The sequence below is a fragment of the Tenacibaculum sp. MAR_2009_124 genome, from assembly GCF_900105455.1.
GTDB lineage: Bacteria > Bacteroidota > Bacteroidia > Flavobacteriales > Flavobacteriaceae > Polaribacter.
Map to the genome: position 1 here is coordinate 56862 of NZ_FNSF01000006.1, position 17310 is coordinate 74171.

Below are 17310 nucleotides of genomic sequence, written 5' to 3' on the forward strand. Positions count from 1 at the left end.
ACTTATTCACCTAGATGATAAAACATTCAATTTACTTACAAAATGTTCTCAATTAAGAAAAACTAATTTGAAAAAATATATAGAAGAACTATGCAGATTACAGGCAAAAGATGAAGCCGAAGCTTATATTAAACAACAAGAAAGTATAAAGAACCATACCAATAAAAAAGTATAGTTATTTCACACTTTTTTGACATTAAAAAAACAATATTAGTTATGTTAGAAGAAGCTATAAACGAAATAAAGAAACACATGGACTCTTATCCTGACATCTATAAATTTTCAATAGTTGATGATATCACTATTTATTATACTCTTGAAGAGTATGAGCAAAAATCTTTTAGTAATACTATTGAACTTATCGCATGGTGTGAAAATAACTTAGAACAAAAACTATAAGAGAACTCTAATTAACCGATCACTTAAACACAACAAGATTATGATAATTGAAAAATCAAATTTCTTAAGTTCAAATCATTCTAATAAAATATACTTATTAAAAGGAAATAAGACAGTTAGTCTTTCTTTAGAGGAATTAAATTCTAAAATTGAAAATTTACCTAAAGGGGAAAAAGTAATAGATTTTTTTCCTGGTCCAAAAGGAGAAGATTTAATAGAAACTAAAGTTCAATAAAACGATAAGTAAAACAATATGGAAAAATTAAGAAATGAAGAAAAAGAACTATTACTCGAAAAATTAAGTGTAGTAAAAAAAGAGTTTTCTCAAAAACTAAAGGCATTAAACTTAGGAAGTGATTCAATTAATGGTATGTTAAAAAGAACTAAACTAAGTCAAGAAGCAACAAGTAAATTGAAAGATTTATGTCCTTTAATAGATGATTTAGTTTTGAATTATAAAGGAAACAAAAATGAACTAAAAAAAGATTTAAACGAAATATTTAAAAATTCCCTTAATGAAATTATAGGAATTACTATGGGATTATAAAGTCTAAATAACCGATCACTTAAAATCATAAAAATGCTAAACCGAATAATTGATGCAATCTATTTTACATTTGAAAATTCAAAAAGTCTTTTTGAAGATGCCTCTATTCTAAAAGAAAACAAAAAATTTGGAAGAGCTTATACTTTATTCCATTTATCTTTTGAAGAATCTGGAAGGTTTTATATTCTCTATAATCTATTTATAAGCTATTTAAGAGGAAAAATAAAAGCTAAAGATTTAAATTATGGAAAGCTAAAGAAATTAGGTTATGAAGATCATATAACTAAATTAAATGAAAGTTACCAGGGGATGAAAGATATTTCTACTATTCTTCTGATGGTTTTAAGGGATCAAACCGAAAACGAAGAATTAAAGAAAGAAATTGAAAAGGATATTAATGATTTAGGAAAACTGATTGAACAATTTGAAATACCCACTTCCGAATTAAATGAGTTAAAAAATGTAGGTCTTTATGTTACTTTTAAAAATAATCAATTCAGACTTCCAGATAAAACGATAACTGTTAACCAATTTATTCAAATTGAAAAACTAGCCACTTTAAGTCTTAGTTTTTTGGAAAAAGTTATGGAATTCGCAGAAGCTCATGGAGGATTACATGATTACGACAGACAAGTGAAAATAGAAAAAACAAAGTCTAATTAACCGATAAGAAAAATAACATAAATTATAACCATACCTCATGAATTATATAATAATAGCTAAAAGTGAAAAATTTAATAAAACAATTCACGAATGTGAAGAAGTTCTTTTAAAAGGAGACCGTGTTGTATTAGAATCACATAATGGAAATAAATATACTTTCTTAATATCTGATAGATACTATGATCCAATCAAAAAAGAATGGATGTTCGCAACATTCCCTATATCTGGGATGTCCGTTGATAGTGTCCTGGAAAAATATAAAAAAGCAAGTTTATAAGTTCAATAAACCGAACACTAAAACACAACAATATTATGGACTACAAAATATTAGAAGCAGTAATAAAATATAATCATCCACATAATGATTACGTAATTTCAGTTGCAATAGAAAGTTCTCCTGGTTATTGGAAAGCATATTACAAACAGGTAAACGAAATTTCTGAAAAGAGTTTGCAAAAAGTTGCTGCAATTGGAAATAAATATTCTAAGCATAGAGCTTTAGAAATATTCGAAAGTTGCAGAGAGATAGAGAATTTAAAAAGACACGTTTACGAAAGTTAGTAAAACCAATCACTTAAAAAATGTAAAAATGGGATTATCTAAAAGCAGTGTAATAAAAGCAAAAAAAATATTATCTGAAATAATAGAAACGGATTGTATTAAAGAACTTCCATATGGAAAATGGGATTGTAAAGACACAAAGATCATTTTGTGTTACGATAAAAAGTCAGATGGTGGTTATGAAAATGTTTTTATAAATATAAAAGATATTTCGGAAGATCAAAAAGAGTATTTCAATACTAGAAAAAATGAAATTGGTAATTCTTCTTTCTTAAAAGAACCGGACGAAAATAATTTAACTGCTTTAGGGTGGTTTTAAAAGTTCAGTAAACTGATAAGATATAAATACAAAAAACTATAAATTATGATAGAATGTTTTCCTGCTGATAATTTTTACATAGCTACATCAATGGCTAATGATAGAATAAAAGAGTTAAATAAGTCATACAAAGTAATAAGCATACATACAGCTATTTCTAAAGAAGAAGATGAAGAAGAAATATGTAACGTTATTGTTTTGTTTGAAAAAGTTCAATAAACCAATAAGTAAACAACGATAGTATTATGAAAATAATGATGTTTTTTAACGATGAATGCCATAAAGGAACTAAGTATTATAACAATGACATTGATTTTGATTATAGATTTTTTTCATTTAAATATAATATTGATTGTGTTCCAAGAAAAGGAGATAATATATTAATTGACATTAATAGTAACAATCTTCAAGAATTTGTAACTGGTGAAGATAACTTACATGATAAAACCTATGATTATATGAAATCTATTCTTGAAAAACATATGGACGAAGTAAATTTTAAAGATCCAGAATTTATAGTTGAAAAAGTACAATGGTTTTTTATGGATAATCCTTGGGTATTAATTACTTTATCTCCTATCAAACGATGATACAATTTTATATACCGAATCCAAAAGACGAGCAGATAATATATGTCTAAATAACTTATAAGTAAAACAATATGGAAAAATTAAGAAATGAGTTTATAGAAGATAAAGTAAGTATTGAAAATGTAGAACAGAAAAAAAAGGATAATTTACCTTTTGGTCTAAGAATAATCTTTAGTCTAATTATATTCATACCAATGATGTTTCTTTTATATGATTATGCAGAAAATCCAGAAATAAAAAAAATGATTATTGGATTGAGTGGTTTTTTAGGGATAATTACTTTCTTATATGTAGTGTATAAATTTTTAAATAAACCAAAGTATAAATAACCGATAATATGAAAACATTTAAAGCATTTCCAAAAAAAAATGAATTTGTAGCTATTGAGGCTCTATTTGATATTATTGCTGAAAGTAAAACTAGAGCGAATGAGCTAATAGAAAGTTTAGGGGAAAATTCAGAAGATTTTTACTTAGATGAAACTTTTGGAGTAAAAGACCAAATGGGAAACTTTTCCAAAGAAACTATAATTAAGATTACAAAAAAAGAGGAACCAGATATTACCCAAGAACTTACAGCCGAATCAGTTTTTGAAATAGCTAAATCATTGAATCCAGAAGAATATTATTCTTTGATCTCTTTGATTTTGAAAAGAGACGAAGAAGGTGCAAAAGATATCATCTTCAATTTACTTAAATGGAAAGAAGATTAAAAAAGTTCAATAAACCGATCATTAAAATAATATAGAAATGACTGAGCAAGAAAAAATGTTTATCGAGTCTTGTCTCGAAGGGAATTTAAGAAGTATTAAAATGTGTGTTAAACACGGAGTAAATATTCATGTACAAAATAATTGGTCTATTGATATAGTGGCAAGAAAAGGTTACTCTAAAATTGTTAAGTATTTTCTAGAAAATGGAATTTCTAATAAGGAAGCTACAGAAAAAAAAGTTTTAGCTTACTGTTGTCATAATGGAGATTATGATACGGTAAAATACCTTATTGAAAGATCTGATGAATACAAAGTAGATCATTCTTCTTTACAATGGGCAGCTTCAAAGGGAGATCAACTTATAGTAGAAATGCTTCTCGCATATATAAATGATTTAAGTGGTCTTTTTTGTAGTGCTGCTCAATCAGGAAATGTAAATTTAATGCAATTTTTAATAGATAATGATTTACAGAATCTTGACCATAGTGCTGAAAGAGCAGTTTATTGGGGTGCTGAAAAAAACAAATGGAATTGCGTTGATATTCTTTTAAATAATGAAATAGGAACACTTGATAATTTAGGCAGTTATAAAGATAAATACTTCGACTGGAAACAAAAGATTAAACAAGTATAATAAACCGATCACATTATGAATATTAAAACCTTAATAGAAAAGCTTGAAAGATTAAGAGAGCGAAACGGAGATAATATCGAAGTTCGTTTAGGAGAGTATGGTGGTGGTTCTAGTCAAGTAAACGGAAGTTACTATGATGATGCAGAAGAACTAATAATAATTCATTAAACCGATCACTTAAAAGGAATAAAAAACCAGAAGTTTATGAATACATATTTTTCATCCAGTAAAAAGTTTACCGAAAAAGATATGATAGAGTTTGCTCATTATTGTATTTTAAGTAAAAAGGAATATTCCCCTTTTATTGACGAAAATAAAAGTCTTTTAGAAGAATGGATAAAGAATAAAAATAAACTTGAAGAAAAGTATTCAAGTGAAGAATATAAGATGGAGCAAGAAGCTATATTAAATCAAACACTTAAACGTACAGGAAATATATAAAACCGATCACTAAAACACTATAATGTTATGATAATATTTTTAGTAAGTATTCTATTCCTTTTATTAGTTTACTTTTTATACAAAAGACAAATTAATATAATAAAATCCTTTCATTATGAGGTGGCTTTAATTACGGATAATTTAGGAAAGAAAGAGTTTAAGATTGTGGTAATAAATCCAAAAAAAGACAAGCCAATAGTAGCTGAAAAATTAGATATAATTAAAGGAGGATTGATTTCAAAAAGAGCGTATCAAATCTTTAAATCTTCTTGGGAAAATAAAGAAGAAGCTCTAAAGGAATTTGAAAAATTAAAGATTCATCTAGGTATTGAGAAATACGAACAGAATATTAAAGTATAACAACCGATCACTAAAAAAAGATATCATGAGTTACAATATATTAGAAACAAATATTGAATTTGAAAACGGAAATATTGATACAATTACCGTTCTAGTGGAAATGTCTGAAAATGATATTCGAGCAATTCAGGCTAATACACAGCCAAGAGGTGGGTATATGAATATTTCTCCTGGTGCAAAATTGAATGAAGAATTATTACAGGAAATAGCAGGGTATGGAATGCAGGTCAATGCATCTCAATTTTTTCCTAAATCTAAGTATCTCAAAGTATGATTAACCGATGGCAAAATCAAACCTACTAAATCAAATAGAAAAAGCAATAAACCCTTTTATAGATTATTCAGCCTATGAAACACCTACTCGGGTTATAATTTTATGTACAGAAGATATGTTTACTTGCGCTGTTATTAAAAAAGTAATAGATGTTTGCAAAATAAGTAATAATCGCTTCAATGTTATTAATGAAGATGAAGAACTCAGAATGGAAATATTTAAAAACTAAAATCTAACTAACCGATGGTAAATATAAAAAATTTAGTATGGCCTTTAGTATTTGGATTAGCGTTAATGTTAGCTTTCTCCTTTTTTCATAACTATTTTGAAAAAAAAGACCATACTTATGAAAATATAAAAATGGTAACATTATTTTCTAAAGACACTATTACACTTCAAGATGTAAAAGAAGAGACTAATTGCTATGTATTAAAAGATAGCAGTAAAATATTTAAAAATAAAATTGTGTGGATAAAAAAAGGAAAGAAATTAAAGTCTAAATAACCGATCACTTAAAAACAATTAAATCATGCCTAAAAGAAAATGGAAAGGAACTTTAACTAAAGATTTAATTTCTTTAGGTCATTCTATAAAGAATCTTCCTCCGGACTTTAAAAAAGGTCAAAAAGTAATATGTTGGAAAAAAAGCGAATATGTTGATGGAGAATGGACTGGAGGTTATGAGTACCATTATTCAGATTTAGATGGTAAAGATTTAGTTAGAACTTCAAAATTTTTAATTGAAGAATACGAAGAAAAGGACCTAGATTAAAGTATAAAATAACGATCGTTAGCCTGGTCCACTTCGTGGAACTTGGCCAACTAACAAAATATAATAAACCGATGAGTTTTAAGAGAGATATTAAGAATTTGATAAAAAGACAGAACGAGTTAGACAATGCAATAGCTAAAATAAATTCTGCTGTTTTGGAAGTATGTAATTTTGATCTCGTTTTGGAAAATGTTGGGGGAGATGGTTGGTGTTTTGGTTCAGGTGTAAATGGTTTTGATTTATATATGAAGATGGAAGATGTATTAGAAGTAGTAGAAAAAAAAGGGGTGTTTACAATTGATGATTGGAATCCTTTTAATTAATTAAAGTATAAAATAACGATCACTAAAGTAAGATATTATGATACAGGTATTTAACGTAAAAGAAAAATTACCAAATGTAGAATGTGGTAGTTATTTGGCTTACGCTCCTCTTAGTTTTCCTAAAAACAGTAGATGGGTTGTTGCTGAATATTATGAAGATGTAAAGGGTTTTTATGATGAAGCTGGAGAAAATTTAATGGAGGATGTAACACATTGGTGTGAATTACCAAAAGAACCTGGAGCCACATTAAAAGTTGAATTAACCTAAACTCCAATAAAAACCCACTCAAAGATTGAGTGGGAAAATTGCTATGAAAAAGAACTTAAGACGTCTCTTAAGTTATAACGAAGTTAGCGATAATAAGATTGATTGAACTATAAAATTATATAAATAAAAAAGCAGCTAACTGCCTTCACTCAGTTAACTACTTTAAACCTCTAAATATCAAATCCGTGATAAATTTAATATTTAGGACAAAGATAATTTAAAAGTGAATAAAAATAAAATACAGTAGGTTTTCAGTTCCTTTAAAACTGTAAAGTTCTTTGACATAATTGTGGTAAGTGAATTTTCTAGATAACTACAATTTTTAGTTTCTCATAAAAAACATAAAAGGTTCGGTTATCAGGGGAAATAAACTGGATAATAATTATATTTGTTCGGATATAACTAGATTTGAAAGAAAATCAGAACATATCAGAACAATTAGTAACTGAAATCAACACTCAAGTTTTTTTCAGAGAATTCACTTTTTCAAAAAACGAATTTTATCCAGAAGATGGTAAAAAAGAACTTGCCGATAATATATTGATATTAGATAACTTGCTTTTTATAATTGAAATTAAAGAAAGAAATCTTGAAAAGGCAAAAGAATCTACAGAAAATTGGTTCAAAAACAAAGTACTTAATAAGGCAAAAAAACAAATAAAAAAGACTTCAAAATATCTAAAAAAATATGATATAATTCCAATTAAAAATGGCAGAAATCAAACCATAGATATCTCTAAAGTTGAAATACAAGATATTAATAATTTGATAATTTACAAATGTGATTCGAAATTAAATGAAGAATATAAAAAGTTGAAATTTTACGAAAGTAAAACAGACGGATTAATACACATTTTTAATATTAATGACTATTCTAATATTTGCAAGTATCTTATAACTCCAAGTGAACTAGACGAGTATTTAAAATTTAGAGAACAATTATTTCTAAAACACAGAAGTTTTGTTAATGGCTGCGAGGAAGAATACATTATAGCACATTTTATAAATAATGATAATACTGATTTAATTAATCTCGATTACCTTTATAATATATCCGAATTTTATTCAGATTTAAACAGTTTTTGGATTAGTGATTTTATAGAATCTTTTCAAGACAAAATCAGAGTTCAGGAACAACAACAATCTAATGACTATCATGTTTTAATAACTGAAATAGCCAAATTAAAACGTTATGAATTGTCTCAATTCAAAAAAAGATTTCTTACTATGATTGAAATAGCAAAGAAAAATGAATTTTCAATGCCTTTTAGATTTTATATTAAAAGAACTGATTGTGCCTTTGTTTTTTTACCACTCACGAAAGACTTCTCAACCAATTGGGAGAAAGCATTAATTAATTTTACCGAAATATACAAATATCAAAGAAAAGCAACAAAGGCAGTTGGAGTAGTTTGTTTTAAGCAAGATAATTTTATAGATATAAATTGGACAATGTTTAAAAATAAATGGCAATTTAATCAGGAATTAAATGAATTAGTTCTAAAAGAATTTGAACATTATGGAAAAGGGGAAATATTCAAAACTCCTCGATACAAGTTTAAGGAAAACTAGCTACAACTAAACATATGGCGTGCCGATAGGCTAACGCTATATGATTTGTTGTCCACATAAATAACACTTACCACTGAGCACCTTATTAAGGTGTTTTTTTTATGTCCAAGATTTAAGTAAACGAATTATAAATAAAGAGTAGATTTTAAAGTATACTAACGGATCACTTAAAGTAGATAAAGCGACTACTTAAAAAGCGCTTTAATACGTTCTTTTAAATCATTTTTTTAATCTGTATGTAGTTGGCATTAAAAACGGTCTCGAACCGTTTGTAATACCTTTCTTTCGCTTGATAGCAAAGAAACAAAACAACGGAACGCTACGCTAGATATATATAATATTGGCACTAAGAACAGCTCGTTCGATTTACTTCGATAAGACTACGGCATAATCAGGCTCATTCTTCGCTCTTTTTATTCCGTTTCCTTTCCTCGAAAATCTCATCTTAAGCTGAGTAGCTGTGCAAATATTAATTATTAATCTAAAATTTTTTATAATGAAAAGAATAGCTACTTACAAAGATTTTATTGGTGAATTAAACATAATTTATAGAAGAACGTCATTACCTACACGTCAAATCCTAACTAGTTCAGATGTTTTTGATTTTATCTTTCCTTTTTATGACGAAATAATGGATACACGAGAAGAATTTAAAATCATACACCTTAGCAATAACAATAATGTGGTTAATGTAGATAATCATTCGATAGGAGGTAGAGTAGGAACAGTAATAGATATTCCTACAGTTCTAAGAAATATACTTCATATAAATACTCATGGAATTATACTTGTTCATAACCACCCATCGGGAAAACTTGTACCATCACAAGCTGATATAGATGTAACCAATAAAATTAAAAAAGGTTGCGATGCTATAGGAATTAGATTATTAGACCATATAATAATTACAAGAGAAAAACATTACTCATTTGTCGATGAAGGGCTTTTGTAAAATCCCTTTTTTATATGTACGTTTTTTCGTACATTTATAAAAAAACAAAACAATGACTTACAATCAACATAATTTGTTGGAATGGCTAAAAACACACAAACTAATTAACATTTCCAGATTAGAAGAAGAATCAAGCATTCCAAAAGATACTATTCGCCATTTTGTTAATGATAGAAGGGCAATATCAGAGGAAAATTTTGAAAAGGTAATCAAAGTTCTTTATTCCTATGGATATAAAGATTAAAAAGTATAAATAACCGATAAGTATGGAAAGACATTACTGTACATGTTGTGGTAAAAAAAGAAACGAGAACAAGATGAAACATGTTTGGTATAGTCTTATTCGTAAATCTTTTTGGCATTGTTTCGATTGTATGTCCACTGCAACAGACATTTCATATAATTATGAGTTGATAAAAACAAAGAGTATAGAAATAACTACGATAGAAAAAGAGGGGTTTTCAGAAATGAGTGGAATGGTTTCAGAAGTAGAAAAATTAGTAGCCGGATATCCTTCTAGTTATAAAATTCAATATAAGTTTAAATAACCGATGAAAAAAAGACAGAAAGATATCTTATTAGAATTATACTCGATTACTAATGATTTAGGCAGAAAATATGCTGATATAATGACTGTCAAAAAAGAACGTATAATAGCATATCAAGAAGCTAACGCATTAGTTAGCAAAGCTATTTTAAGTGTTCTTATGGACGTTAAAGATAATGATGATAGAGACTATGACCATCAAACGGCTATTGAACAAGTTAAAGCCTTAAAAAAAATATTAAAAACGGAATATTAAAGTCTAAATAACCGATTTTTTAATTTTACAAGTCTTGAATGCCATACGAGAATTGAACAGACTTATTAAATATAATGGAGTCTCGTGGGTTTAAGGGTTAGCCTGTTAAAACCCTTTTTAATAATTATAAGTAACAAACTGAAGTCTAAATAACTGATCGTTAGCCTGGTCCACTTCGTGGAACTTGGCCAACTAACAAAATATAATAAACCGATAGAATTATGAGTATTGAAAATCAAGTATATAGTTACAGAATTTTAAAAAATGGTATAATTTCTTCGGGAGAAGATTATTTCTCTAAGTTGGAAATTCCAAATAAAATTTTAGAAATATTAGAATTAGGAGCAAACGAATTAGTAATAGAATTTGAAAATGAAAAATATGAGATTTGGAAAACAGATTCTCTCATACCAGGAATCCCAGTTTTTGATTTGAATTAAAGTTTGGCTTTATACCAAAAATAATAAAAATGTTTACTAAAAAATATACGATTGACAAAATCTGACATAGAAAAGAAAAGAGCTGATATAGCTAAGGCGATTGAAAGTGAAATAAAGAGGCAAGGTATAGCTATAGAAGAAATAGAAAGAAAAAGTATTTCTAAACGTATTATTTATAATATAATTCAAGGTAAAGGATATACTATTGATAGCCTTATACAGGTAATTGAAGTGCTCAAAAAAAGTAATAATTCCTTTAATATAAACGTGTAGATATTTGCACGCTTTAATTTTATTTTGTAATTTAGCTGTAAGAAAAATATAAGGCAGTTCTAGGATTCTTCTTTGAGTTTCATAGCAATTTTTCTCAAAACCTGTTCTGCCTTTCTAAAATACATATACTTATGAGTGTGCCAAATTGGGTAATAAAGCAAAAAGAAGAAAACACAATTTTTCTTAATAATTATATTGAAGTTGCTATGAATGGAACTTTAGAATTAAATGGAAATACCACTTTACAAAAATTATCAAGATTAAGGATTGAAGTTAAAGATTTAGTAACTATTGCTCGTAAAAGTTTTATAGAAAAAAATAAGTGGTCTAATTTCATTTCTTTTTATAAAGACCTTGCAAATACAGAAGTAAAAAAAGATAATTTAGATAAACTTAAAAAATATATTGAATTATATAATTTAAGTATATAAAACCGATCGTTAGCCTGGTCCACTTCGTGGAACTTGGCCAACTAACAAAATATAATAAACCGATAACTTAAAAACAATAAAATAATGGACCCAATGTTAAAGCCTTTATCTTTTGCGGTGTATATAATTTTTCTTCTATTTTGTTATATACCAATTATTTCAATAAAAAATAAAAATAATAGTAAAATAAAAATTAGCCTTTTATTTGTTTTACTTCTTTTATTTGGCTGCTACCTTATAGAAATAGAGCCGGAGATTGTTACGATTTACTATTTCTGTTTATTCTTGGTAGCCTTTCCTTTAAGTTTATCTTATGCTGAATCTAAAATATCACCAGAAGAAAAAGCTGAAAATAAAATAACAATGCTAACTTATAAGAATAGTTATGGATATATTATTTATAAAGTTGGAGAAGTAAGTAAATATCAAATATTAAACGAACCAACAATGTTAAATCAAAAAACTTTTAATTCGGAAAAGAAAGCTTTAAAATATAAAAAGAAACTTATTTCTATTTTAACTAGGAAATATAAAAAAGAATTTAAACTAATAGAATAAGCAATGAAACGAATTGTTTGGGCACTTACAGCTTTAGTTATATTATACATCATAGGTAATATTTTCTATTATAGGACTGGGTATTTTGAAAGTTCTATAATAAAACAAAAACACACTTTTTTTTGTCATACAAAAGATTCTATCTCTAGCTCATATTTTTATGTTGATTTATCAGGTAATTGGATATTATTAGATAAAGGAATAGTTATTAGGGATGGAGAGACAGGGGTCATTTGTATATGTACAAATGAAAGTATAAAATAACGATCACATAAAAACAATTAAATCATGCCTAAAAGAAAATGGAAAGGAACTTTAACTAAAGATTTAATTTCTTTAGGTCATTCTATAAAGAATCTTCCTCCGGACTTTAAAAAAGGTCAAAAAGTAATATGTTGGAAAAAAAGCGAATATGTTGATGGAGAATGGACTGGAGGTTATGAGTACCATTATTCAGATTTAGATGGTAAAGGTTTAGTTAGAACTTCAAAATTTTTAATTGAAGAATACGAAGAAAAGGACCTAGATTAAAGTATAAAATAACGATGAGTAAAATTAATATTCCAGAAAATTATCCAAAAGGTTGTTCTGAAGGTTCTATCAAAAAAGTAGTACAAGAATGTCAAAATAAGATATCAAAAATTAATGATTATTCTAATGTTGTTTTGGGTTCAACTTATTATGCACAATTGGCAGAACAGGGGAATGCTGAATTAAACAGGAGATTAAATGAAAAACTCATTACTAATCTAGAAAAATCTTCCAAAAGACAAAGAGAACTGACCTGGGCTATAATAATTATCGGTGGTGCAAATTTGGTATTAGTACTCTTAAAACTACTTAACATAATAAACTTAAAGTAAGTAAAACCGATCACTAAAACACTATAATGTTATGATAATATTTTTAGTAAGTATTCTATTCCTTTTATTAGTTTACTTTTTATACAAAAGACAAATTAATATAATAAAATCCTTTCATTATGAGGTGGCTTTAATTACGGATAATTTAGGAAAGAAAGAGTTTAAGATTGTGGTAATAAATCCAAAAAAAGACAAGCCAATAGTAGCTGAAAAATTAGATATAATTAAAGGAGGATTGATTTCAAAAAGAGCGTATCAAATCTTTAAATCTTCTTGGGAAAATAAAGAAGAAGCTCTAAAGGAATTTGAAAAATTAAAGATTCATCTAGGTATTGAGAAATACGAACAGAATATTAAAGTATAACAACCGATAAATAAAATAATATAAAATGACAGAATTTAGAAAAGCTTACATTAAACATCTTTTAACAGGTAATGAATATTTAGGATTTTTCCATAAATGGTTTGACGGTCATAATGATGATGGTCGTCCTACACAATTTGCCATTATGGAAAAAGAAGATGGTACTATAATAGAAATATCACTCGATATATATCAAATTAGATTTTTTACCCAAAAAGATATAGATGAAGAAAATTCTAAAGGTTGGGAAAAAAGAATGATTAGAGCTGAATCTAAAATCTAATTAACCGATTACTAAAATTAACAACCTAAATATGTATAGTAAATCTTCAAATTATGAAATTTATAATAAAGTCAGCGAAATCACAGGATTAAACTTTAAAACTCAAATAAAAGATTGTGGTATATATTTAAAAGACTTACACCTTATAAAAGATGTAGTTTCGAATAAGTCTCATTTTTTACTAGGTTTTGACAAAGGAGAAATAAAGTTTGTAACAAAAGAAGATTTTATTGTTGAATTTCACAATTATGTTTTGAAGAGTTTAAATGGACTAAAAGAAGAGTTCAAGCAATTAAATGAGAATGAAATGGACTATATGATGTTTGGACCAAATGAAATTTACTATAAACACGAAGAATTAGGCGTTCATACACAAAAACATGAAAGATTATTAGAAAAGTTTAGAAAATTCCATAAAGAACTATAATTCGCGTAAATTAAACCGATCTAATTAACAAATAAGTAAATCAGTATAAAATCATGAATACTACAAAGGAAAAAAACAAAGAAAATATATCACTTATTTCTGCTATTACAATATTAGAAGGAGAACTTTTTAATAAGGATTGTGAAAATTCTGATCCTAATCTCGATGATGATGAAAAAATGTTGAATAGTTATGTTATAAAAAGTATAACCAAAGCATTAGATATTTTAAGAAAAGAAAATAAAAAATTTAATCAACCTTATATTAAAGAAATAAAAGAAATATTCAAAACCTATAGTTCATTCAGAATATTAGAAGAAAATGTAGGTTTAACACACCAAGGCTGTATAGATAACCATACCAAAAGAGTTTTTTTTGGTGTAAAATATAATGGTCATTTAGATTTTAATTCGACAAATTTCGTTGACAAATATATCTCATTAAAATCTCCAATAATTGAAGTTTTACAGGGTAGTAGTTCAGATAATACATTCTTGTTTAGTATCCCCATAAATATTTTTATTAATGATGACGTAAAAAAGTCATTTAGAGAAGAAATAAATTTTTTATACAAGTAAAATTAAACGATCACTTAAAGTAGATAAAGCGACTACTTAAAAAACGCTTTAATACGTTCTTTTAAATCATTTATTCCTATCTGTATGTAGTTGGCATTAAAACGGTATCGAACCGTTTCCATTTATTCCAACAGATATTTTATATATAAAGAAAAACTAGGTAAAAACTTCATTAACTTAAATAAGGATCATATTCCATTTATTATAGAAGATTTAGGTGATGATAATTAAAAAAGCTATGTTTAAGAAAAGAAAAAAGGCAAATAAAATTAGAAAAGATTTCTTGATACTAATTTTCATAATAAGTAGTACAATGTGTTTGGCTCAACTGAAAGGAAAGGTTGTCAGAGTAAAGGACGGTGATACAATTGTTATTTTAGATAAAGATAATGTTCAGCATACTATAAGAGTAGCTGATATTGATTGTCCAGAGTACAAACAACCGTTTTCAAAAAAAGCAAAACAATATGTTTCAGATCAGATCTATTTATATGAAGTAGAAATAAAAGAAAAGACTATTGATAGGTATGGTAGAATTGTAGCTTATGTGTTATATCGGGGTAAAAATCTTTCTGAAGAACTTTTAAAAAAAGGCTTAGCTTGGCACTATGTTAAATATTCAGATTCTGACAATTTTCAAGAGCTTGAGGATCATGCTAAAACTTTAAAAATAGGCTTATGGTCTATCTCAAATCCTACAGCTCCTTGGGATTGGCGTAAACGACGTTGATTCTTCCAATATTCCCTTCCCTAGCCATAAAAAACATATTTATTTTAAAAAAAAAGACCTGTTAGTGCTAATGAATTGCGCTAATATTTGAGGTAACTGCCAAGGATGGCCTTAACGATGATTTAGTAAAAATGAATAAGATAACAGGTCTTGTTTTTTATAGAATACTTCATTTATATCTAAAGTCTCAATACCAAAATTAAAAACCCGATTATAAGTTGATTAAAATCCATAGTGTGAATTTTCTCCCATTTTTGGATTGAGGCGACTTCGGGTTAATTAAATTTAATAAAAAAAATATCTGTTTTAACAGATATTTGGTATAATATTTGTGTATTTTTAATTGAAAAACAAAGTCAATTAATTATGAACCAAACAGTAGAAACTACCAAAACTTTAAAAGATTACCAAGTAATTTTAGATGACATCTATCCTCACAATCCGATATTCAATTTAATAGAAATTGACAACAATATTGTTTTTGAAGTTATTAGTGATAAAATGAATATCAAGCAAACAAATATTTTATTTAAGAAGGAAAAGGAGTTAACTATTTTGACCTGTAATAAAAAGATTGGGTATTACAAAGTCCTTGCTAATAAAACAGTATTGGAAAGAAAAAAACTTGACATTATAATTCAGCATCAAAGAAACTAGATAACATTATGAAAAATAAGCGCTTAAGAATAGAAGATTTAGAATTATCTCAGAGTAAAATTCCTGAAAATTTCTATTTAGAAATAGAGTTAGAAGATTTAGGGCAGGATTTTCTTAAGCTACAATTAGATAAAGAGGGAAGGGTTGTCGGAGCGCAACCTTTTTACTCAATCTTTTGTAGCAATTTAAGAATTGACATTACCTCTATACGTTTTAACTGGTACCCGAGTTTTGAAAGGAGCAATCATAAAGGTCAGTTAAAGTATAAGGTTCTGAATTACTCTTTTTTACTACCTAAACAGAATGACTTTTTATACAATAAAAAATCGGCGTTTATCGGCAGTTTTGAAAGATTTGAGGATGTAGGTATTTGTAAGGATTCAAAACTGAATTTAGACATTAACGATACCAATGCTGTATTAGATTTTTGTGTAGATGAAGCTACGTCATGGTTTGACGGTATGGAAGACCATACGGTTGAGAATCGTTTATTATTCTCGAAATTACTACTTGATAGGCTTTACAAGAAATACACTCAAAACGATTTATAAACTAACCAACATGCAGAAAGATCAAAAATTTTCATTCTCCTGGTATACTGCGGAGGATTTAATCGATACGCTTCCTGAGAATCGACCATTATACAAAGATAGTGGCTTATGGGAGATTCGAACTCATGACATGGACACGATCATCTTGCAACAAGATTCCGGTGAGACCCTTTGTGGATTTATTATCAGATATTTAAAAAGTCTAGATCAGAATGATTTAGACGGTGTTCTTTGGAATTTATTAGGCAGAGATATTGCTGGTTAAAACATTGATATATGTACTATAAGACAAAATACGAGCAAGAGTTAAACAACCCTTGCTTTCTTTATTCTTTAGCTAGTTACAAAGATGTTAATATTTATCCTTTAGCAGAATTTTGGTGGAATCAAAAGCCTTATTTATATTGTGGCTCAGAATCGGGACCTGATGGTAATTTCATTGAGTACTATGACTTTGAACAAGGAAAAGAAATAAGAATAAACATCAACAATCCGAAAGATTCGGATTTGGACTTTTCCAAAGAAGAAATAAGTTGTTTTTGGTTTTATGGGCAATGGCCTTCAGTATATTTAAATACATTGAAAGTGTATAAGTTTAGATCAAAGAAAGAAGCTAAGAGTTATGGCTGTAATGCCAAAACGGAGCTTTTACTTATTCAACAGTACAATGATGAGTGGGCTTTATTTCGAATCGCTAATGAAAACTACGAGACAATTTTTTTACCTGAATTATATCAAGTATTAAAATTATTATGATAATGTATTAAAAATTGATTATGCCAGTAAAATTCAAACCTGAGAACTTAATTGAGAATATTCAATACAATACCTGGACTAAAGATTTCGAAAAAGCATTGACCTCTCCAAACACTCCTATTAATATCATTGCAAAAAAATTCACGGAATAAATGAAGATCCTTTTTCGATTACTAAACAAGCCTATATTTTATATACTACTAATTGTA

Annotated in this window: 42 protein-coding genes; all 42 read left to right on the top strand. The window is 27.3% G+C overall.

Annotation, left to right across the window (positions count from 1 at the left end; genetic code table 11):
• The first annotated feature begins 216 nt into the window (after positions 1–216).
• Positions 217–399, top strand: coding sequence for a hypothetical protein (locus BLW23_RS16700; protein ID WP_093672005.1), 183 nt, complete (start codon positions 217–219; stop codon positions 397–399).
• Positions 400–439: 40 nt separating this feature from the next.
• A complete protein-coding gene (locus BLW23_RS16705) occupies positions 440–634 on the top strand; it encodes a hypothetical protein (RefSeq protein ID WP_093672007.1) in 195 nt (64 codons plus the stop codon).
• Between the two features lie 18 nt (positions 635–652).
• Positions 653–946 (top strand): hypothetical protein, encoded by a 294-nt coding sequence (locus BLW23_RS16710; RefSeq protein WP_093672009.1) that lies wholly within the window; start codon positions 653–655, stop codon positions 944–946.
• A gap of 33 nt (positions 947–979) precedes the next feature.
• Positions 980–1609: an AbiV family abortive infection protein gene (locus BLW23_RS16715; protein ID WP_093672011.1), complete on the top strand. Its 630-nt coding sequence runs from the start codon at positions 980–982 to the stop codon at positions 1607–1609.
• Between the two features lie 37 nt (positions 1610–1646).
• Complete coding sequence (locus tag BLW23_RS16720) at positions 1647–1886, top strand: hypothetical protein (protein ID WP_093672013.1); 240 nt, start codon at positions 1647–1649, stop codon at positions 1884–1886.
• A gap of 35 nt (positions 1887–1921) precedes the next feature.
• Positions 1922–2170 carry a hypothetical protein gene (locus BLW23_RS16725; RefSeq protein ID WP_093672015.1) on the top strand — a complete coding sequence of 83 codons (249 nt, stop codon included), beginning with the start codon at positions 1922–1924 and terminating at the stop codon, positions 2168–2170.
• 28 nt (positions 2171–2198) lie between these two features.
• Positions 2199–2489 (top strand): hypothetical protein, encoded by a 291-nt coding sequence (locus BLW23_RS16730; protein ID WP_093672017.1) that lies wholly within the window; start codon positions 2199–2201, stop codon positions 2487–2489.
• Positions 2490–2534: 45 nt separating this feature from the next.
• Positions 2535–2708: a hypothetical protein gene (locus BLW23_RS23315; protein ID WP_176829860.1), complete on the top strand. Its 174-nt coding sequence runs from the start codon at positions 2535–2537 to the stop codon at positions 2706–2708.
• 26 nt (positions 2709–2734) lie between these two features.
• On the top strand, positions 2735–3079 hold the full coding sequence (locus BLW23_RS16735; RefSeq protein WP_093672019.1) for a hypothetical protein: 345 nt from the start codon (positions 2735–2737) through the stop codon (positions 3077–3079).
• Between the two features lie 71 nt (positions 3080–3150).
• The gene (locus BLW23_RS16740; RefSeq protein ID WP_093672021.1) at positions 3151–3408 is read left to right on the top strand and encodes a hypothetical protein; all 258 of its coding nucleotides are present in this window, start codon (positions 3151–3153) and stop codon (positions 3406–3408) included.
• An 8-nt stretch (positions 3409–3416) separates the two neighbouring features.
• Positions 3417–3791: a hypothetical protein gene (locus tag BLW23_RS16745; RefSeq protein WP_093672023.1), complete on the top strand. Its 375-nt coding sequence runs from the start codon at positions 3417–3419 to the stop codon at positions 3789–3791.
• Between the two features lie 37 nt (positions 3792–3828).
• Entirely contained in the window at positions 3829–4425 is a 597-nt protein-coding gene (locus BLW23_RS16750; protein WP_093672025.1) for an ankyrin repeat domain-containing protein, read from the top strand.
• Positions 4426–4440: 15 nt separating this feature from the next.
• Entirely contained in the window at positions 4441–4593 is a 153-nt protein-coding gene (locus tag BLW23_RS23320) for a hypothetical protein (RefSeq protein ID WP_176829861.1), read from the top strand.
• A 36-nt stretch (positions 4594–4629) separates the two neighbouring features.
• A complete protein-coding gene (locus BLW23_RS16755) occupies positions 4630–4866 on the top strand; it encodes a hypothetical protein (protein ID WP_093672027.1) in 237 nt (78 codons plus the stop codon).
• A gap of 27 nt (positions 4867–4893) precedes the next feature.
• Positions 4894–5226 carry a hypothetical protein gene (locus tag BLW23_RS16760; protein ID WP_143032208.1) on the top strand — a complete coding sequence of 111 codons (333 nt, stop codon included), beginning with the start codon at positions 4894–4896 and terminating at the stop codon, positions 5224–5226.
• Positions 5227–5251: 25 nt separating this feature from the next.
• A complete protein-coding gene (locus BLW23_RS16765; RefSeq protein ID WP_143032209.1) occupies positions 5252–5500 on the top strand; it encodes a hypothetical protein in 249 nt (82 codons plus the stop codon).
• Positions 5501–5507: 7 nt separating this feature from the next.
• A complete protein-coding gene (locus BLW23_RS16770) occupies positions 5508–5729 on the top strand; it encodes a hypothetical protein (protein WP_093672033.1) in 222 nt (73 codons plus the stop codon).
• Positions 5730–5743: 14 nt separating this feature from the next.
• Complete coding sequence (locus BLW23_RS16775) at positions 5744–6004, top strand: hypothetical protein (RefSeq protein WP_093672035.1); 261 nt, start codon at positions 5744–5746, stop codon at positions 6002–6004.
• Between the two features lie 25 nt (positions 6005–6029).
• The gene (locus BLW23_RS16780; RefSeq protein ID WP_093672037.1) at positions 6030–6272 is read left to right on the top strand and encodes a hypothetical protein; all 243 of its coding nucleotides are present in this window, start codon (positions 6030–6032) and stop codon (positions 6270–6272) included.
• Between the two features lie 71 nt (positions 6273–6343).
• Entirely contained in the window at positions 6344–6595 is a 252-nt protein-coding gene (locus tag BLW23_RS16785; protein ID WP_093672039.1) for a hypothetical protein, read from the top strand.
• A 37-nt stretch (positions 6596–6632) separates the two neighbouring features.
• Entirely contained in the window at positions 6633–6863 is a 231-nt protein-coding gene (locus BLW23_RS16790; RefSeq protein WP_093672041.1) for a DUF551 domain-containing protein, read from the top strand.
• Positions 6864–7271: 408 nt separating this feature from the next.
• On the top strand, positions 7272–8435 hold the full coding sequence (locus BLW23_RS16795) for a hypothetical protein (RefSeq protein WP_093672043.1): 1164 nt from the start codon (positions 7272–7274) through the stop codon (positions 8433–8435).
• 496 nt (positions 8436–8931) lie between these two features.
• The gene (locus BLW23_RS16800; protein ID WP_093672045.1) at positions 8932–9387 is read left to right on the top strand and encodes a JAB domain-containing protein; all 456 of its coding nucleotides are present in this window, start codon (positions 8932–8934) and stop codon (positions 9385–9387) included.
• Positions 9388–9439: 52 nt separating this feature from the next.
• The gene (locus BLW23_RS16805) at positions 9440–9631 is read left to right on the top strand and encodes a hypothetical protein (RefSeq protein WP_093672047.1); all 192 of its coding nucleotides are present in this window, start codon (positions 9440–9442) and stop codon (positions 9629–9631) included.
• Between the two features lie 73 nt (positions 9632–9704).
• The gene (locus BLW23_RS23055) at positions 9705–9935 is read left to right on the top strand and encodes a hypothetical protein (RefSeq protein ID WP_176829862.1); all 231 of its coding nucleotides are present in this window, start codon (positions 9705–9707) and stop codon (positions 9933–9935) included.
• Between the two features lie 3 nt (positions 9936–9938).
• Positions 9939–10190, top strand: a complete 252-nt coding sequence (locus BLW23_RS16810; RefSeq protein WP_093672049.1) for a hypothetical protein — start codon at positions 9939–9941, stop codon at positions 10188–10190.
• 221 nt (positions 10191–10411) lie between these two features.
• Positions 10412–10630, top strand: a complete 219-nt coding sequence (locus BLW23_RS16815) for a hypothetical protein (RefSeq protein ID WP_093672051.1) — start codon at positions 10412–10414, stop codon at positions 10628–10630.
• 51 nt (positions 10631–10681) lie between these two features.
• Entirely contained in the window at positions 10682–10903 is a 222-nt protein-coding gene (locus tag BLW23_RS16820; protein WP_093672053.1) for a hypothetical protein, read from the top strand.
• Between the two features lie 131 nt (positions 10904–11034).
• Positions 11035–11334 carry a hypothetical protein gene (locus tag BLW23_RS16825; RefSeq protein WP_093672055.1) on the top strand — a complete coding sequence of 100 codons (300 nt, stop codon included), beginning with the start codon at positions 11035–11037 and terminating at the stop codon, positions 11332–11334.
• Between the two features lie 84 nt (positions 11335–11418).
• Entirely contained in the window at positions 11419–11892 is a 474-nt protein-coding gene (locus BLW23_RS16830) for a hypothetical protein (protein ID WP_093672057.1), read from the top strand.
• Between the two features lie 288 nt (positions 11893–12180).
• Entirely contained in the window at positions 12181–12423 is a 243-nt protein-coding gene (locus BLW23_RS16840) for a hypothetical protein (RefSeq protein ID WP_093672061.1), read from the top strand.
• A gap of 14 nt (positions 12424–12437) precedes the next feature.
• A complete protein-coding gene (locus tag BLW23_RS16845; RefSeq protein WP_093672063.1) occupies positions 12438–12755 on the top strand; it encodes a hypothetical protein in 318 nt (105 codons plus the stop codon).
• Between the two features lie 31 nt (positions 12756–12786).
• A complete protein-coding gene (locus BLW23_RS16850; RefSeq protein WP_143032208.1) occupies positions 12787–13119 on the top strand; it encodes a hypothetical protein in 333 nt (110 codons plus the stop codon).
• A gap of 25 nt (positions 13120–13144) precedes the next feature.
• Positions 13145–13402: a hypothetical protein gene (locus BLW23_RS16855; protein ID WP_093672065.1), complete on the top strand. Its 258-nt coding sequence runs from the start codon at positions 13145–13147 to the stop codon at positions 13400–13402.
• A 31-nt stretch (positions 13403–13433) separates the two neighbouring features.
• Positions 13434–13829, top strand: a complete 396-nt coding sequence (locus BLW23_RS16860) for a hypothetical protein (RefSeq protein ID WP_093672067.1) — start codon at positions 13434–13436, stop codon at positions 13827–13829.
• 53 nt (positions 13830–13882) lie between these two features.
• The gene (locus BLW23_RS16865; RefSeq protein ID WP_093672069.1) at positions 13883–14407 is read left to right on the top strand and encodes a hypothetical protein; all 525 of its coding nucleotides are present in this window, start codon (positions 13883–13885) and stop codon (positions 14405–14407) included.
• A 238-nt stretch (positions 14408–14645) separates the two neighbouring features.
• A complete protein-coding gene (locus tag BLW23_RS16870) occupies positions 14646–15137 on the top strand; it encodes a thermonuclease family protein (protein WP_176829863.1) in 492 nt (163 codons plus the stop codon).
• A gap of 366 nt (positions 15138–15503) precedes the next feature.
• Positions 15504–15794: a hypothetical protein gene (locus BLW23_RS16875; RefSeq protein WP_093672073.1), complete on the top strand. Its 291-nt coding sequence runs from the start codon at positions 15504–15506 to the stop codon at positions 15792–15794.
• 8 nt (positions 15795–15802) lie between these two features.
• The gene (locus BLW23_RS16880; protein WP_093672075.1) at positions 15803–16345 is read left to right on the top strand and encodes a hypothetical protein; all 543 of its coding nucleotides are present in this window, start codon (positions 15803–15805) and stop codon (positions 16343–16345) included.
• 10 nt (positions 16346–16355) lie between these two features.
• The gene (locus BLW23_RS16885) at positions 16356–16610 is read left to right on the top strand and encodes a hypothetical protein (RefSeq protein WP_093672077.1); all 255 of its coding nucleotides are present in this window, start codon (positions 16356–16358) and stop codon (positions 16608–16610) included.
• An 11-nt stretch (positions 16611–16621) separates the two neighbouring features.
• Positions 16622–17101: a hypothetical protein gene (locus tag BLW23_RS16890; protein ID WP_093672079.1), complete on the top strand. Its 480-nt coding sequence runs from the start codon at positions 16622–16624 to the stop codon at positions 17099–17101.
• 20 nt (positions 17102–17121) lie between these two features.
• The gene (locus BLW23_RS23735; RefSeq protein ID WP_255362821.1) at positions 17122–17253 is read left to right on the top strand and encodes a hypothetical protein; all 132 of its coding nucleotides are present in this window, start codon (positions 17122–17124) and stop codon (positions 17251–17253) included.
• Positions 17254–17310 lie beyond the last annotated feature (57 nt).

What these genes read in the sequence shown, in the direction of transcription:
- BLW23_RS23320 (WP_176829861.1), top strand. Translation starts at nt 4,441, where the DNA reads ATGAATATTAAAACCTTAATAGAAAAGCTTGAAAGATTAAGAGAGCGA.
- BLW23_RS16780 (WP_093672037.1), top strand. Translation starts at nt 6,030, where the DNA reads ATGCCTAAAAGAAAATGGAAAGGAACTTTAACTAAAGATTTAATTTCT.
- BLW23_RS16720 (WP_093672013.1), top strand. Translation starts at nt 1,647, where the DNA reads ATGAATTATATAATAATAGCTAAAAGTGAAAAATTTAATAAAACAATT.
- BLW23_RS16715 (WP_093672011.1), top strand. Translation starts at nt 980, where the DNA reads ATGCTAAACCGAATAATTGATGCAATCTATTTTACATTTGAAAATTCA.
- BLW23_RS16710 (WP_093672009.1), top strand. Translation starts at nt 653, where the DNA reads ATGGAAAAATTAAGAAATGAAGAAAAAGAACTATTACTCGAAAAATTA.
- BLW23_RS23055 (WP_176829862.1), top strand. Translation starts at nt 9,705, where the DNA reads ATGAAACATGTTTGGTATAGTCTTATTCGTAAATCTTTTTGGCATTGT.
- BLW23_RS16825 (WP_093672055.1), top strand. Translation starts at nt 11,035, where the DNA reads ATGAGTGTGCCAAATTGGGTAATAAAGCAAAAAGAAGAAAACACAATT.
- BLW23_RS16760 (WP_143032208.1), top strand. Translation starts at nt 4,894, where the DNA reads ATGATAATATTTTTAGTAAGTATTCTATTCCTTTTATTAGTTTACTTT.
- BLW23_RS16765 (WP_143032209.1), top strand. Translation starts at nt 5,252, where the DNA reads ATGAGTTACAATATATTAGAAACAAATATTGAATTTGAAAACGGAAAT.
- BLW23_RS16880 (WP_093672075.1), top strand. Translation starts at nt 15,803, where the DNA reads ATGAAAAATAAGCGCTTAAGAATAGAAGATTTAGAATTATCTCAGAGT.
- BLW23_RS16800 (WP_093672045.1), top strand. Translation starts at nt 8,932, where the DNA reads ATGAAAAGAATAGCTACTTACAAAGATTTTATTGGTGAATTAAACATA.
- BLW23_RS16755 (WP_093672027.1), top strand. Translation starts at nt 4,630, where the DNA reads ATGAATACATATTTTTCATCCAGTAAAAAGTTTACCGAAAAAGATATG.
- BLW23_RS16890 (WP_093672079.1), top strand. Translation starts at nt 16,622, where the DNA reads ATGTACTATAAGACAAAATACGAGCAAGAGTTAAACAACCCTTGCTTT.
- BLW23_RS16855 (WP_093672065.1), top strand. Translation starts at nt 13,145, where the DNA reads ATGACAGAATTTAGAAAAGCTTACATTAAACATCTTTTAACAGGTAAT.
- BLW23_RS16730 (WP_093672017.1), top strand. Translation starts at nt 2,199, where the DNA reads ATGGGATTATCTAAAAGCAGTGTAATAAAAGCAAAAAAAATATTATCT.
- BLW23_RS16810 (WP_093672049.1), top strand. Translation starts at nt 9,939, where the DNA reads ATGAAAAAAAGACAGAAAGATATCTTATTAGAATTATACTCGATTACT.
- BLW23_RS16725 (WP_093672015.1), top strand. Translation starts at nt 1,922, where the DNA reads ATGGACTACAAAATATTAGAAGCAGTAATAAAATATAATCATCCACAT.
- BLW23_RS16840 (WP_093672061.1), top strand. Translation starts at nt 12,181, where the DNA reads ATGCCTAAAAGAAAATGGAAAGGAACTTTAACTAAAGATTTAATTTCT.
- BLW23_RS16770 (WP_093672033.1), top strand. Translation starts at nt 5,508, where the DNA reads ATGGCAAAATCAAACCTACTAAATCAAATAGAAAAAGCAATAAACCCT.
- BLW23_RS23735 (WP_255362821.1), top strand. Translation starts at nt 17,122, where the DNA reads ATGCCAGTAAAATTCAAACCTGAGAACTTAATTGAGAATATTCAATAC.
- BLW23_RS16860 (WP_093672067.1), top strand. Translation starts at nt 13,434, where the DNA reads ATGTATAGTAAATCTTCAAATTATGAAATTTATAATAAAGTCAGCGAA.
- BLW23_RS16875 (WP_093672073.1), top strand. Translation starts at nt 15,504, where the DNA reads ATGAACCAAACAGTAGAAACTACCAAAACTTTAAAAGATTACCAAGTA.
- BLW23_RS16885 (WP_093672077.1), top strand. Translation starts at nt 16,356, where the DNA reads ATGCAGAAAGATCAAAAATTTTCATTCTCCTGGTATACTGCGGAGGAT.
- BLW23_RS16700 (WP_093672005.1), top strand. Translation starts at nt 217, where the DNA reads ATGTTAGAAGAAGCTATAAACGAAATAAAGAAACACATGGACTCTTAT.
- BLW23_RS16790 (WP_093672041.1), top strand. Translation starts at nt 6,633, where the DNA reads ATGATACAGGTATTTAACGTAAAAGAAAAATTACCAAATGTAGAATGT.
- BLW23_RS16750 (WP_093672025.1), top strand. Translation starts at nt 3,829, where the DNA reads ATGACTGAGCAAGAAAAAATGTTTATCGAGTCTTGTCTCGAAGGGAAT.
- BLW23_RS16850 (WP_143032208.1), top strand. Translation starts at nt 12,787, where the DNA reads ATGATAATATTTTTAGTAAGTATTCTATTCCTTTTATTAGTTTACTTT.
- BLW23_RS16865 (WP_093672069.1), top strand. Translation starts at nt 13,883, where the DNA reads ATGAATACTACAAAGGAAAAAAACAAAGAAAATATATCACTTATTTCT.
- BLW23_RS16745 (WP_093672023.1), top strand. Translation starts at nt 3,417, where the DNA reads ATGAAAACATTTAAAGCATTTCCAAAAAAAAATGAATTTGTAGCTATT.
- BLW23_RS16830 (WP_093672057.1), top strand. Translation starts at nt 11,419, where the DNA reads ATGGACCCAATGTTAAAGCCTTTATCTTTTGCGGTGTATATAATTTTT.
- BLW23_RS16845 (WP_093672063.1), top strand. Translation starts at nt 12,438, where the DNA reads ATGAGTAAAATTAATATTCCAGAAAATTATCCAAAAGGTTGTTCTGAA.
- BLW23_RS16870 (WP_176829863.1), top strand. Translation starts at nt 14,646, where the DNA reads ATGTTTAAGAAAAGAAAAAAGGCAAATAAAATTAGAAAAGATTTCTTG.
- BLW23_RS16740 (WP_093672021.1), top strand. Translation starts at nt 3,151, where the DNA reads ATGGAAAAATTAAGAAATGAGTTTATAGAAGATAAAGTAAGTATTGAA.
- BLW23_RS16785 (WP_093672039.1), top strand. Translation starts at nt 6,344, where the DNA reads ATGAGTTTTAAGAGAGATATTAAGAATTTGATAAAAAGACAGAACGAG.
- BLW23_RS23315 (WP_176829860.1), top strand. Translation starts at nt 2,535, where the DNA reads ATGATAGAATGTTTTCCTGCTGATAATTTTTACATAGCTACATCAATG.
- BLW23_RS16705 (WP_093672007.1), top strand. Translation starts at nt 440, where the DNA reads ATGATAATTGAAAAATCAAATTTCTTAAGTTCAAATCATTCTAATAAA.
- BLW23_RS16735 (WP_093672019.1), top strand. Translation starts at nt 2,735, where the DNA reads ATGAAAATAATGATGTTTTTTAACGATGAATGCCATAAAGGAACTAAG.
- BLW23_RS16815 (WP_093672051.1), top strand. Translation starts at nt 10,412, where the DNA reads ATGAGTATTGAAAATCAAGTATATAGTTACAGAATTTTAAAAAATGGT.
- BLW23_RS16775 (WP_093672035.1), top strand. Translation starts at nt 5,744, where the DNA reads ATGGTAAATATAAAAAATTTAGTATGGCCTTTAGTATTTGGATTAGCG.
- BLW23_RS16805 (WP_093672047.1), top strand. Translation starts at nt 9,440, where the DNA reads ATGACTTACAATCAACATAATTTGTTGGAATGGCTAAAAACACACAAA.